This window comes from bacterium (genome assembly GCA_028821235.1).
Classification (GTDB): Bacteria; Actinomycetota; Acidimicrobiia; order Spongiisociales; family Spongiisociaceae; genus Spongiisocius.
Map to the genome: position 1 here is coordinate 18,706 of JAPPGV010000042.1, position 13,117 is coordinate 31,822.

At 67.7% G+C, this 13,117-nt stretch carries 14 protein-coding genes; 7 read left to right on the forward strand and 7 right to left on the reverse strand.

What is annotated here, in order from left to right; translation table 11 throughout:
- Position 1: 1 nt before the first annotated feature.
- Both OXK16_04985 and OXK16_04990 read right to left on the reverse strand, forming a co-directional pair.
- Complete coding sequence (locus tag OXK16_04985) at positions 2–430, reverse strand: type II toxin-antitoxin system VapC family toxin (protein MDE0375303.1); 429 nt, start codon at positions 428–430, stop codon at positions 2–4.
- Complete coding sequence (locus OXK16_04990; protein ID MDE0375304.1) at positions 427–759, reverse strand: type II toxin-antitoxin system prevent-host-death family antitoxin; 333 nt, start codon at positions 757–759, stop codon at positions 427–429. Before OXK16_04990 ends, OXK16_04985 begins: the two co-directional genes overlap by 4 nt.
- Before the next feature lie 170 nt (positions 760–929).
- Between OXK16_04990 and OXK16_04995 the strand changes: the two genes are divergently transcribed.
- Positions 930–2,216, forward strand: a complete 1,287-nt coding sequence (locus OXK16_04995) for an aspartate aminotransferase family protein (GenBank protein ID MDE0375305.1) — start codon at positions 930–932, stop codon at positions 2,214–2,216.
- A gap of 78 nt (positions 2,217–2,294) precedes the next feature.
- Here OXK16_04995 and OXK16_05000 read toward each other — a convergent pair whose 3' ends face one another.
- The 4 genes from OXK16_05000 to OXK16_05015 form a co-directional block, all read right to left on the reverse strand.
- On the reverse strand, positions 2,295–3,440 hold the full coding sequence (locus OXK16_05000; protein MDE0375306.1) for a VWA domain-containing protein: 1,146 nt from the start codon (positions 3,438–3,440) through the stop codon (positions 2,295–2,297).
- The gene (locus tag OXK16_05005; GenBank protein MDE0375307.1) at positions 3,430–4,266 is read right to left on the reverse strand and encodes a MoxR family ATPase; all 837 of its coding nucleotides are present in this window, start codon (positions 4,264–4,266) and stop codon (positions 3,430–3,432) included. The genes OXK16_05000 and OXK16_05005 overlap by 11 nt, the downstream gene beginning before the upstream one ends.
- A 47-nt stretch (positions 4,267–4,313) precedes the next feature.
- Positions 4,314–5,489, reverse strand: a complete 1,176-nt coding sequence (locus OXK16_05010; GenBank protein MDE0375308.1) for a thiolase family protein — start codon at positions 5,487–5,489, stop codon at positions 4,314–4,316.
- Positions 5,490–5,770: 281 nt separating this feature from the next.
- Positions 5,771–6,967 carry a hypothetical protein gene (locus OXK16_05015; GenBank protein MDE0375309.1) on the reverse strand — a complete coding sequence of 399 codons (1,197 nt, stop codon included), beginning with the start codon at positions 6,965–6,967 and terminating at the stop codon, positions 5,771–5,773.
- Positions 6,968–7,177: 210 nt separating this feature from the next.
- On the opposite strand from OXK16_05015, the gene OXK16_05020 reads away from it, so the two are divergent.
- A complete protein-coding gene (locus OXK16_05020) occupies positions 7,178–7,543 on the forward strand; it encodes an EthD family reductase (GenBank protein MDE0375310.1) in 366 nt (121 codons plus the stop codon).
- Positions 7,540–8,325 carry an SDR family NAD(P)-dependent oxidoreductase gene (locus OXK16_05025; protein ID MDE0375311.1) on the forward strand — a complete coding sequence of 262 codons (786 nt, stop codon included), beginning with the start codon at positions 7,540–7,542 and terminating at the stop codon, positions 8,323–8,325. Before OXK16_05020 ends, OXK16_05025 begins: the two co-directional genes overlap by 4 nt.
- Positions 8,326–8,396: 71 nt before the next feature.
- On the opposite strand, the gene OXK16_05030 is transcribed toward OXK16_05025, so the two are convergent.
- Positions 8,397–8,684, reverse strand: a complete 288-nt coding sequence (locus tag OXK16_05030) for a hypothetical protein (GenBank protein MDE0375312.1) — start codon at positions 8,682–8,684, stop codon at positions 8,397–8,399.
- Between the two features lie 91 nt (positions 8,685–8,775).
- On the opposite strand from OXK16_05030, the gene OXK16_05035 reads away from it, so the two are divergent.
- From OXK16_05035 to rsmA, 4 genes are all read left to right on the forward strand, one after another.
- A complete protein-coding gene (locus tag OXK16_05035; GenBank protein ID MDE0375313.1) occupies positions 8,776–9,900 on the forward strand; it encodes a hypothetical protein in 1,125 nt (374 codons plus the stop codon).
- Between the two features lie 10 nt (positions 9,901–9,910).
- Positions 9,911–10,735, forward strand: a complete 825-nt coding sequence (gene rsmI / locus OXK16_05040) for a 16S rRNA (cytidine(1402)-2'-O)-methyltransferase (GenBank protein MDE0375314.1) — start codon at positions 9,911–9,913, stop codon at positions 10,733–10,735.
- A 742-nt stretch (positions 10,736–11,477) separates the two neighbouring features.
- The gene (locus OXK16_05045) at positions 11,478–12,227 is read left to right on the forward strand and encodes a TatD family hydrolase (GenBank protein MDE0375315.1); all 750 of its coding nucleotides are present in this window, start codon (positions 11,478–11,480) and stop codon (positions 12,225–12,227) included.
- Positions 12,224–13,045, forward strand: coding sequence for a 16S rRNA (adenine(1518)-N(6)/adenine(1519)-N(6))-dimethyltransferase RsmA (gene rsmA, locus OXK16_05050; GenBank protein MDE0375316.1), 822 nt, complete (start codon positions 12,224–12,226; stop codon positions 13,043–13,045). The genes OXK16_05045 and rsmA overlap by 4 nt, the downstream gene beginning before the upstream one ends.
- Positions 13,046–13,117: the final 72 nt, after the last annotated feature.

Sequence of the window (13,117 nt, forward strand, 5' to 3'; positions counted from 1 at the left end):
TCTACAGGTCAACAGGGATGTCGAGACCTTCCCGTCGGGCGGCGTCATTCAGCCGGGTGTCGAAACAGACGAAGTTCAGGCTGGTGGGATCCCCCTGCGCCGCAACGAGCGCGGCTGCAAGTTGAAGAGCATCCGACGCTCGCAGCGGATGGGTCCTGAGCAGCCGTTGGGCCAGCCTTCTCAGGCTGCGGCTCGGCTGTATCTCGATCCACCTCTCCGACAGTGCCCTCAGGTACCGGTGAATCTCGGCGGACTCGCTAGCGGTAAGGTGTCCGGCTCGTTCGTGGCGTGCCAGAGCGCTTACGAACTCGACCGGCGTGCCCCACCACACGATCATCCGATCATCTTCCAGGAGGATGGCGCGCGCCCGCGGGGAGTGCGCTTCGTCGGAACACAGTGATACGAGGGCGGACGTGTCCCAGAATCTCAACGGTGTCCCTCCTGGTACTCGCTCTCTCGTTCGTCGAGCAGGGCGCCGAGGAGTCCATGACCGGCCGGCCAGGATCCCCCGAGTTGGCGCAATGCGCCCAGAGCGCCTTCGTCACGCCCCCGGACGGCTACACCCTCGGCAACGAGCCGCTCGATCCTTGCCCGGTCGCTGTGGCCCGACATGGGCGAGGTCGAGGTCTGATCGGTGAGCGGCACGATGCGGGCTACGGGGGTCTTGCGTTCAACGATCAGTACGGTTTCACCTGCCTTTACCCTACGCAAGTAGGCGCTGAGCCCGTTCTTCACCTGCGAGACAGTGGCTGTCAGCACGTTCCTACTCCTATCAATCGGAATCCTTATAGCTATCTTAGCCATAGTAATAAGGCTAACATAGCCAGGCACGGGGGGTTTTCCCCGTGCCTGTTCGGCGCAAGCTTCCTAGCCGGAGAAAGGCCACCATCACCGCCCGAGTAGTCTCGCGTCAGCTCAGGAAAGGGTGTATGGCTACCGAGTTCAACTACACGGAAGCCCTTCGCCGGGTCAGCGACGAATACGTTGCCCGGAATACTCGTTCCATGGAGATCGCCGAGCGGGCGGCGGTGGTCCTTCCCGGGGGTACAACCCGCACCACCACTTTCTTCGCGCCTTTCCCCCCGGTCCTCGTGGCGGGGGAGGGATCGGAGATCGTGGACGCGGATGGCAACCGCAGGGTCGACTACCTCAACAACTACACGTCCCTGATCCTCGGCCACGCCCATCCCGACGTGCTGGAGCGAGCCATGTCGGTGGCCCGCCGGGGAACCGCCTTCTCGTCGCCTACCGAGCAGGAGGTTGTCCTGGCCGAGGTGCTGGTCGAGCGGGTCGCCTCGGTCGACCAGGTCCGTTTCACGAACTCCGGAACAGAGGCCACGATGGCGGCGATGCGATTAGCCCGGGCCTTCACAGGCCGTCCGGTCGTGGCGCGTTTCGAGGGTGGCTACCACGGCACCCACGACTACACGGCCACGCCCGGGGCGGGGATCCCCGACCTGATCGGCGAGCTGGTGGTCACCCTCCCGTTCAACGACATCGCGGGTTGCGAGCAGAGGATGGCGGAGCTGGCCGGCTCGCTGGCGGCGGTCATCATCGAGCCGGTGCTGGGCGCCGGGGGAGTGATCGCCGCCGACCACGAGTTCCTTGCCTACCTGAGAGACGCCACCAGCCGGATGGGCGCCCTGCTCATCTTCGACGAGATCGTCACCCTCCGCCTGCACAGGGGCGGGGCCCAGGCGATCAGCGGGATCAGGCCGGACCTGACCACCTTCGGCAAGATCATCGGCGGCGGGTACCCGATCGGCGCCTTCGGCGGGCGGAACGAGGTGATGGCCCTCCTCCACCCGACCGAGGGGACCATCGCCTGGGGCGGCACCTTCAACGGCAACCCGGTGAGCGCCGCCGCCGGCATCGAGACTCTGGAGGCGCTCACCGCGCCGGTCATCGACGAGCTGAACCGGTCCGGGGAGGAGCTCACGGAGCGCCTCGACAAGGCCCTCCAGTCATCAGGACTCCCAGCCGGCGCGACCGGCACGGGGTCCCTCTTCAACATCCACGCCACCGGCGAGGAGGTCACCGACCATCGCGCCGTGCGGCGAGCCGATCCCGAGCTGACCGAGCTCCTGCACCTGGGCCTGATGAATCGCGGGTACTTCCTCGGCCCCCGCGGCATGGGCTGCCTGTCCACCGCCATGACCTCCGAGCAACTGGACGGCTTGGTGGATGCCGTCGAGGACCTCGTCAACAGCCTGTGACGGTTGGCGGCAGCCTTTCCGGGCCGCTGACCCGTTCTTCCGATGGGGCCACTGTTCGGTAACAGGCGACCGGTAGGGCTATGCCACCGCCCAGCCTTCCAGGACTCGGGCTAGGTCTTCCAGGCCTTCGATGCTGTGGCCTGCGATGAGTTCGTCGACGAACGGTAGGGCTGCCACCAGCCCGCGGGCCAGCGGTTGGAACTTCGGATCGCCTGCCAGGGGGTTGACCCATATGACGCGGTGCGCCTGGTGGGACAGGCGCCGCATGGCCCATGCCAGCCGGTCGGGCTCGCCCCGCTCCAGGCCGTCCGAGCAGATGATCACCGTGGCTCCCCGGTTGAGGCGGTGTTTGCCCCACCTTGTCACGTAGGCGCCCAATGACTCGCCGATCCTGGTGCCCCCGTCCCAGTCGACCACCAGATCGGTTGCCTCGTCGAGGGCCGCGTTGGGGTCGCGCACCCGCATGGCGTTCGTGAGCCGGGTGAGCCTGGTCCCGAAACAGAACACCTCCACCCGTCGCGAGGCTCGGCTCATCCCGTAGGCGAACTGGACCAGGGCCCGCGAGAAGCCGGCCATGGACCCCGAGACGTCGACTATCAGGACGATGGGCCGGGGCCGCTCCATCCGGCGGCGCCGGCGGAGGTGGACCAGATCACCCCCGTAGCGAAGGGAGTGGCGGACGCTGCGCCGGAGGTCGATCCGGGGGCCTCTCGGAGACGGGCGGGTGCGCCGGGTGATCTTCTGGGGCAGCTGCAGGGTCGGTAGCAGCCGGGCCAGCCGGCGGAACTCCTCCTCCGTCCAGCGGTCGAAGTGCTTGGTCCTCAGGATCTCGGCGCTCGAGGCCCGTGGCCCTCCGGCCGCAGGCAGTTCCTCATCGCCGGCATCGAGCACCTCGACCTCCTGGTGGTCGGTGCCGAAGGAGATGGAGGCCGGATCCCCGTCACCGCCGTCGGCGGTCGCCAGCGGCAGGATGGCGGGAGTGGAGTCGTTCTCGGAACCGATAAAGAAGGCGTCGAAGGCGGCGTCATAGACAGCCAGGTCGGCTCGGTGGTTGATCAGAGTGATCCGGCCCGCCCAGTAGAGGTCCTCGATGCCGGCCGGGTCGAGGTCGGCCACCGCGCTGGCGTAGGACACCACCTGGCCCGCCCCGACCTTGACCCCGTGGATCCGCAACAACCGTCCGAAACGGACCAGTTCGGTGGTCGGTCCGGGCTCAGGTCCCATCCAGCATCTCGACTGCCCGGCTCCGGACCGTGGACAGGTCGTCGTGGTCCTTGATCACCGAGCCCAGGCTGATGTCGAGGTTGTCGCCGGTCACCTCATGCTCACCGAGCTGGTTCAGCGCTCGGGCCCAGTTGATGGTCTCGGCGACACCCGGTTGCTTCACCAGTTCCAGCCCGCGCAGCCTGGACACCACCCGGCTGGTGCTGCGAGCGAGGCGCGCGGGAACCTCGGGAGCACGCGCCGCCACGATCTCCACCTCCCTCTCCAGGCCCGGGAAGTCGATCCAGTGATAGAGGCAGCGGCGCTTCAGGGCGTCGTGCAGCTCACGGGTGCGGTTGGAGGTGATGATGACGAGGGGCGGGTCGGATGCCCTAACCGTGCCTATCTCGGGAATCGTGATCTGGAACTCGGAGAGGATCTCGAGGAGGAATGCCTCGAACTCGTCGTCCGCCCGGTCGATCTCGTCGATGAGCAATACGCAGTTGGCACCCTTGCGTATCGCCTGCAGCAAAGGACGCTCCACCAGGAAGCGTTCGGCGAAGAGATCGTCCGATCCGTCGCCATCCGCTTCCGCCCCCGCGGCCTGTCGCAGGTAGAGGAGTTGGCGCGGGTAGTCCCACTCGTAGAGGGCCTGGTTGGCGTCGATTCCCTCGTAGCACTGGAGCCGGATCAGATCCACTCCCAGTCCTCCCGCCAGCGCCTTCGCCACCTCGGTCTTGCCCACCCCTGCCTCACCTTCCAGCAGGAGCGGCTGCGGCAGCGTGAGGGAGAGGTAGATGGCGGTCGACAGACCCCGGTCGGCCAGGTAGGCCTGGCCGGCCAGCATCTCGGTGACCGTGGCTATGTCACCGGTGAACCTGCCGGCGGGTGCGGTCAAGGGCGCTCGAAGATCGCCGCCATGCCCTGGCCGCCCCCGATGCACATCGTCACGATGCCGCGCCGGCCTCCGGTCCGCTCCAGAGCGTGCATGAGCTTGATGGCCAACATCGTCCCGGTTGCGCCCACCGGGTGGCCGAGTGCTATCGCGCCACCGGAGATGTTGGTCTTCTCCGGGTCCAGGCCCGCGTCCCGTATGACGGCCACGGCCTGGGCGGCGAAGGCCTCGTTGAGTTCGATCAGGTCGATGTCATCGAGCGTCAGGCCCGCCTTGTCGAGCACGGCGGGGACGGCCAGTGCGGGGGCGTAGCCCATCACCTCCGGATCGATGCCGCTTACCGCCCACGCCACCAGGCGCAGGCGCGGCTCGGCGCCCCGGGCCCGGGCCACCTTCTCGCTCGTCAGGACTACCGAGGCGGCACCGTCGTTGATGCCCGAAGAGTTGCCGGCCGTGACCGTTCCGTCCTTGACGAACACCGGTCGGAGCCGGCCGAGGCTCTCTTCCGTGGTGTTCGGCCTCGGGTGCTCGTCCACCAGGAACGGGTCGTCCTTAGGGCGCTCCACGCCGACGATCTGGTCCTCGAACAAACCCTCCTTGATGGCGACAGCGGCCCGGTGCTGGCTCTCGGCGGCGAACCGGTCCTGCGCGCTACGGCTGACGTTGTAGCGCTCGGCCACCCGCTCGGCGGTGGTGCCCATCGGGTACCCGCCGAAGGGGTCGGTCACCAGGGACAGGGTGCCGTCGATGGACTTCCGAGGGCCCAGCCTCCAACCGTCACGCGCCTGGTAGTCGAGGAACGGCTGGCTGCTCATGTTCTCGTTCCCGCCGGCCACGACGATGTCCGCGTCCCCGAGCATGATCTGCTGGGCGCCGGTGATGATCGCCTGAAGACCGGACGAGCAGAGCCGGTTGACGTTCATGGCCGTGGTGGACGACGGAAGCCCCGCTTCGAGGGCGCACCGCCGGGCGTTGTAGGCGTCAGGACCGACCTGGCCGATCTGGCCCATGACCACCTCGTCCACCTCTCCGGCTTCGACGCCCGCCCGGATCAACGACTCCTTGATCGTTATGGCGCCGAGCTTGTAGGAGTCGATCTTGGCAAGCGACCCCCCGTACGTTCCGATGGCGGTCCGAGCCGCCCCGACTACGACCACCTGGTCCATGTCAGCCATGCCTGCTTCCTTTGTACGACCGCGAGCGCCCACCCCCCGGGCGACAGACTCAGACCGGGCGAATGGACAGTCAGTGATGCTAGTGGTCTGTCTGCGAAACAGCTTGGCGTGTTCTGGCGGTCATCGGCGTCCCGTCGCTGCGTTCCGCTTCCTCGACGTACCGCTGCGGGTACGCCTTCGTCAGCGGGCCTTGCGAGGAACACCGCTGCCGACGCCATACCACACCGCCATTCCTCAGACAGACCACTGTGGTCGGGTCCGCCGTCTTGCGGGTCGGTGGGCTAACGGCTTTGATCGATCAGCTGGTCGGTGATGGCGTCGAACCGGTCGGCTACGGAGGCATACTCGGCGGCCGCCGCCCGGCGGGCGGTTCCGTCATCCGGTGCGGGGAGGCGGAGGCCATCGAGTACGTCTTCGGCCAGCGTGGCCAACTCGCCGGCCAGCTCGACCGGGCCTCCAGGTCCCGCGTGGCGGTCGGCCAGGTCGGCCGGGGGAGTCAGGTCCCGGACCGTTGCCTCGAGCGTTCGGGTCCGTTCGATGAAGTCGACGACGGCCGCTTCGGTCTGGCGGAAGGAAGCCCCGATATCCCGCTGCCCCTGCCAGGCCTGGTTGGCGTCGGTGAGGTCGCCGAGGAGCCGGGTGGCGGTAGCGGTCAGGCCCGACAGTTCTTCCAGATAGAGAGCGGCATCCTCCGCCAACCCGTCCGCTTCCGACCCCGCGGAGGCGACCCCCAGATCTTCGGCATCATCCCGCACCCGGTCGGCCAGATCGTTGATCGCGGTGTTGAACTCCTCCGAGGCGGCGCTGTAGTCGGCGAGGGCGGCCCTGCGGGCGGAGCCGTCCTCGGGGAAGGGGAGCCTGAGGCCGGCCAGGACCGCCTCGGCCAGTGGAACCATGCGGGCGGTCAACTCGATCGGTCCGCCCGATCCCCCATGAAGGCCGGCCAGGGTCGGCGGAACCTCCATCCCGGCCGCCTGGCCGGCCAGAGCCCGGACGCCGGCGATAACGGCACGGATGGCGTCGCTGGTCATCCCGAAGTCCGGTCCGGTCGAGTAGCGGTTGTCGAAGACCCGGTTGGTCGCCGTCATTTCCTCGACCAGGAGAGAGAGGGTCCGGCGCGCCTCGGCCAGTCCGGTGGCGTATTCCGGACGCGCCGCGTCGGCGAGGGTGGTGGTCGTCGCCACGGCGGTCGTGGTCGTGGTGGCCGCGGTCGTGTCGGCTGAGGCTGTGGTGGTGGTGGGCGTGGTTGTTGCGTGGGTCGTCGCGTCGGCGAGGGTGGTGGTCGTCGCCACGGCGGTCGTGATCGTGGTCGTGGCCTCGGTGGAGGGGGCCCCGGCCGTTGCGGTTGTCGTGGGGTCGGAGGCGACCGTGGTGCCGGGCTCGACGTCGTCACCTGTCTCCCGGTTGGTGATGACGAATACCAGAACCGCCACGAGTACCAGCCCCAGGATGACCTGGCCCAGTGCCCGTCTCCTCATGCCCGAACCCTCCGATCAGAAACCCTGCCCCATGGTGGACCGTTCGAGCGCTTGGTGGTCGCATTCGGGTGCCCATGGGATCCGGAGTCCGATCCTATCCGGGTGACCGCGCCGGATCGCGCCAATCATCATTGTGCCGCCCGAGCGCTGCCTCGGGCCGGGCATTTTGATAGATTCGGCGGCGAGAAGCCGGAAGCCTGGAGGTACAGGGTGATCAAACTCATAGGGACGGCCTACAAGCGGGACGACTTCACGAAGGAGGAGTTCTTCGACTACTGGTTCGATGTCCACGCCCCGATCTCCGCCGGGTTGCCGGGATTGCGTGGTTACGTGGTGTCGGAGGTCGTGAAGAAGATCGGCGGCGAACTGGAGACCGAGGCGTTCGTGGAGCAGTGGTACGACGACGAGGCGGCGTGGGACCGGGCCTCGGCGACCGAGCGGGCTGCCGCCGCCTGGGAGGACGTGGGCCGCTACGCCAAGACCACCGGCACCTTCTGGGTGGTGAAGGAGCATGTCATAGTGCCCCCGCCGGACCGGGGCCCCGGGCTGGTCTCGACATGGGAGGAGGGCTCGTGAGGAGGTTCGAGGGCAAGAACGTATTCGTCACCGGCGCCGGCAGCGGTTTCGGGAGGCGCACAGCCCTACGGTTTGCCGAGGAAGGCGCCCACCACGTCTACCTGGTGGACTACAACCAGGAACGCCTGGACGCCACGGCCCCGTCCGTCGAGGCCCATGGAGCGGTGCCGCACAAGATCTGCCTGGACATGGTGGACATGGACAATTGCGTAGACGCCGTGGCACAGGCGCTGGCGGTCGACCCCAAGCTGGACGTGATGGTCTCGAACGCAGCCGCCTGGCAGGACGCGCCGTTCATCGAGATGTCGACCGAGGAGTGGCGGCGGATCATGGCGGTCAACCTCGACGCCTACTTCGTGCTGGCGCGGGAGGCGGCCAGGGCCATGCGTAATACCGGGGGCGGCGTCATCCTGTTTACCTCCTCGATCGTCTCGCTCGGCCATGGGCGTGGCTTCACCGGCTATTGCGTGTCGAAGACAGCGCTCGTCTCCCTGGCCAAGGCCATCGCGGTCGAGTGTGCCGGGTACGGCATCAGGGCGAACTGTGTTAGCCCGGGGCCGGCCGACACCCAGCAGTCCGTGGACCTGGTGGGGGAGGAGCTGATGGACAAGTGGCGGCGGGAGGGCTTCCCGGTGGTTCCGGCCAACCGCCTGGCCGATGACATAGACATCGCCGAGGCGTTCCTCTACCTGGCCTCCGACGCCGCCAAGTACGTCAGCGGGGTCAATCTGATCGTCGACGGCGGTCTCACTGCCCAGACCTACGACGTCCCGGACAACTGAACCTCCCCTGAGCCGATCGATCCTGCCGGGCGACCGGCGGTCCGTCTGTACCGGGGATGGACACCGGCCCCCTAGGTCGAAGCCGGGCTGATCGGGGGAGCGTTCAAGGGTGGCTCGGCCACTACCCTGCCGACCGGTATGAGAATGGGAGCCGCCGCGCCACGCACGATCGCGATCGCGGGTGTGCTGACGGCGCTCCTGGCGGGTCTCGCGGGTTGTTCGGCGGACCAACCCGCACCTCCGGCCGAACCGGAAACCACATCCTCGACGACCACCCTCCCCCCGGCCACCACCACCTCGACCAGCCCCGCTACCTCTACCACGACCACCACCACGATCCCCACGACGACCACCACCACTCTGGCTCCCTGGGCGATTCCCGCCGATCAGGTTGCTCATATAGAAGGACTGGTCGCCACTGTCGAAGCCCTGAGGGGCAGGTCCTTCGAGATGCGACCCTGGGTGGGGACCATCACGGTCGAGGAATACGCGGTCCGGCACCTCGCAGTCGACCGCGCCGGCTTCGGCGTTGGCGGGATGGACTACCTGCCGGCCTTCTTCGAACTGCTGGGAATGGTGTCCCCGGGCACCGACCTGGCGGCCTTCTACGCCCGAGACGAGAACGCGCCGCCCAGTTCCTTCTACGACCCGGTCGAGGGGGAGGTGCTGATCCCCGAACAGCTGCTCCCGCTGGACGACTACCAGAGCCTGGTGCTGGTCGGAGAGTTGGCCAAGGCCTTGTCCCACCACCGCCATCCATCCTTGGTGGAAGCCCTTGTCGAGGCGGGAGGAGGCGACGTGGATCGCTCGGCCGCCCACCGCGCCTTGCTGGAGGGCGAGGCGATCCTGGTCCAGACGTTGTATATAGAGTCGTTGCCGCCGGAGCGGCGAGCACTCCTCGCTGACCAAGAGCGCCAATTCGCGGAAGTCGAGGACCCGGGGGACGGTTCCGTACCCTCTCCGGAGGAGGTCCCGCAGCTCCTGTTGGAAACGACTCGCTTCCCAACCCGGGCCGGTTCCTCGCTGGTGATCGACCTCTACCGGCAGGGCGGTTTCACCGCACTCGATCAGGCCCTCGACCGCCCGCCCGAGACCACGGAGCAGGTTCTCCACCCGGATCGCTACAAGGTCCTGGAGCCCGCGGTGGAGCTGGGTCCGTTCGGGCTGGTGGTGAGCGGGTACGAGGTGGTCGATGAGGGAACATGGGGCGAGTTGCGCTGGCTCGGTCTGCTGGCTCATCACAGCGATCCGGTCAGCGCCGCCCGAGCTGCCGAGGGATGGGGCGGGGACCGCTACCAGCTTCTTTGGGCCCCGGCCTCCAGGAAGGTCGCCTTCGCAGTCCGGCTGGCTGCAGACTCGTTCGTGGACGAGTCGGAGGTGAACGCCGCCGTCCGGGACCTGATCAGGTCGGGGATGGATGTGGGCGGCTCGCGGGTGGTGGACACCGCCACCGAGTGGGAAGGTGCCGACTACGCCATGATCTCCTGGGATGTGGGCGTGATCACCTGGGTGGTCGCGTCCGACCCGGAGGTAGGACGTCAGATCGCCGCCCAGCTCGGGGTCAACCTCGCATGAGAAGCGGGCGATGACCGGCCGGTTGGTCCTGTGCGCCACGCCGATCGGCAATCTCGGCGACGCCTCGCCGAGGCTGGCTGCTGCACTGGCCGAGGCTGACGTCGTCCTGTCGGAGGACACCCGCCGGGCCCGGGTCCTGCTGGACCACCTGGGAGTCGAAACCCGCCCCGAGTCGTACCACGCCGGCAACGAGGCCGACCGGTCCGGCCGGCTGGCGCAACTCCTCGAGGGGGGCGCGTCGGTGGCGCTGATCTCGGACGCCGGGACCCCCGCCGTCGCCGATCCAGGCCTCTCCGCGGTTCGCATCGCCCGCCAGGTGGGGGCCGAGGTGTCGGTCATCCCGGGTCCGAGCGCGGTGGTGGCCGCGCTGGCCGTGTCCGGGCTCCCGTCCGAGCGGTTCGTGTTCGAAGGGTTCCTGCCTCGCAGGGGCAAGGAGCGCGCCGCGCACCTGGCTGCGCTGGTGGCCGAGGTCCGCACCATCGTGCTGTTCTCCGCCACGGCCCGGGTGGTGCATGACCTGTCCGCCCTGGCCGCAGCGCTGGGCGACGACCGTCGCATCACGGTATCCCGGGAACTGACCAAGGCACACGAAGAGGTGTGGTCGGGCACTCTCGGAGGGGCGGTGGAGGAGTGGAGCCGCAGGAGGCCGCTCGGAGAGTTCACGCTGGTGGTGCGGGGAAGCCCGGGCCGTGTCCCTCCCATCGAGGGTGCGGTGGCTGAAGTCAGGGCCCGGATCGAAGCGGGTGAGCCCATGTCAGAAGCGGTTCGCCGGGTAGCGGACGGGCTGGCAGTGTCCCGGCGGACCCTCTACGAGGCGGTGCTCCGCCAGCAGTGACCCGCCTCGGCTCGGCCTTAGCGGTCGTCTCAATGGGGCGATCACCCGTCGAACCGGTTCGATAACAGCCGTCGAATCGGTTCAATAGAAGCCGTCGGCAAGGGACGAATGGCACGGCGGGTACCTCGCAAGGGGAGCCCGATCGGCTATCAGTTCCAGTCGATCGCGACGCTCTCGGTCCCGTCCATGACCAAGTGATCGAAGCCCAAGAAGCGCAAGAATTTCGCGTTCTCGCCCAAGGCTCCCGGATCTGTCACACCCCCCATATACGTTGCCTACCGCCAAACACCCACGCCAGCCGCTGAGGCAACCCGATCGGACCGGCCGGCCCAGGGGAACATGAAGGCTTATGGAGCGACCGCCGACACCCGGCATCCAGCCGGGCATGGCCGACCACGCTCCAACAGGATGGGTGGTGGCGGGGGAGGGGGCCCGATGCGAAGCACCGGATTTTCGCGACTTTTCGAACTTGGGCAGAGGACGCCATATGACGCCTTGAACCTGAGGAACACCGCACCGTGTGTGACGCCCTCAGCCTCAAGAACACCACAGCCCGTGAACCTGAGGAACACCGCACCGTGTGTGACGCCCTCAGCCTCAAGAACACCACAGCCCGTGAACCTGAGGCACAGAGCACCACGGATGACGCCCTGAACCTGAGGAACACCGCACCGTGTGTGACGCTCTGAGCCTCAGGTTCGGAGGTATCCGGCGGCCTCGGACCCGTCGCTACCCTCGCGCCATGGTCGAATGGGTTGACACGCACTGCCATCTCCAGATGGACACCCGTGACCCCGCCATCCTCCTTAACCGGGCCGGACATGTGAGGCACGTGGTGGTGCCCGGGGTGGACGTAGCGTCGAGCGTGGCGGCCCGTGACATCGCTCGAGGGGCACCCGGGCGGGCCTACTACGCCGCCGGGTTGCACCCGCACGAGGCCGATCGCTGGAACACCGAACGGGACGGGCTCCTGCCGCTCATGGAGGGAGCGGTAGCCATCGGCGAGACCGGCCTGGACTTCTACCGCAACCTGTCGCCGCCCGAGGCGCAGCTGGAGAGCTTTCTGGAGCATCACCGTATAGCGGTGCAGCTGGCCAAGCCGCTGATCGTTCATTGCCGGGACGCGTTTCGACAGATCTACGAGGTCCTCGAACAGCACGGGGCCGGTCCGTGGGTGGTGCTTCATTGCTGGACCGGCGGGCCGAAGTGGTCCAAGCGGTTCCTCGAGATGGGCGTCACCTTCTCGTTTGCCGGACCGGTCACCTACGAGACGGGCGATACGATCCGGCGGGGAGCCGCGGTCATCCCTCCTGAACGGGTAGTGGTGGAGACCGACTCGCCTTACCTGGCTCCGGAGCCCCACCGGCGAGGCCCCAACGAGCCCCGCTACGTCAACCTGACAGGTGAAGCCCTGGCACGGATATGGGGGATGGAAGCGACGGAGGTTGCCCGGTTGACCACCGAGCACGCGATCGGTGTCTTCGACCTGTGAGCCAGACCCGTTCCGAGATCAGGGCCCTGTTGCGGCGGCATGCCGTAACGCCTCGCCGGGGGCTCGGGCAGCACTTTCTGGCCGATCGCAACCTGGTCGCCAAGATGGTTGACCTGGCCGGTGACCCGGCGCGTTCCAGAGCCCTCGAGGTCGGACCCGGTACCGGTACGATCACGCGGGCGCTTGCGGAAGCAGGATTCGGGGTGACGGCCTACGAGGTAGACGAGAGGCTCCGGCCGGTCCTGGAGGAGAGCCTGGCGGGCCTCGACGTGGACCTGCGGTTCCAGGACGCGACCCGGCTGGACATGAAGGAGTTCGGCGCCGGAACCGACTGGGTGCTGGTGTCCAACCTTCCCTACCAGGTGGGCACTTCGATCCTCCTCGAGCTCTTGCAGGAGGCGGCCGGTCTGGCAAGGTGCGTGGTCGTGGCCCAGCGAGAGGTCGCGGAGAGGCTCATCGCGGGTCCCGGATCCAAGGTCTATGGATTGCCCAGCGTGATAACCGCCCTGTACGGGCAGGCCCGGTTGGAGTTCCGCATTCCTCCCCAAGTGTTCCTGCCGGTGCCCAACGTGGACTCGGCGGCCGTGTCCATACTGCGTGTAGCGCAGCCCGAACCCCAGCGGCGGCTGGCTGTGCGGGTTGCTGCCGCAGCTTTCCGCAAACGACGCAAGATGGTCCGCTCGTCACTGCGCGGCGTGCTCCCGGCTCCGGCAGAGGAGATACTGCCCCGATCCGGGGTCGATCCCACCGACCGGGCTGAGGATCTGGACCCCGGCGCCTACCTGTCCATAGCGGCAGCCATCATGGAAGCCGCGTAGTGGTCTGTCTGCGAAACAGCCTGGCGTGCTCTGGCGGTCATCGGCGTCCCGTCGCTGCGTTCCGCTTCCTTG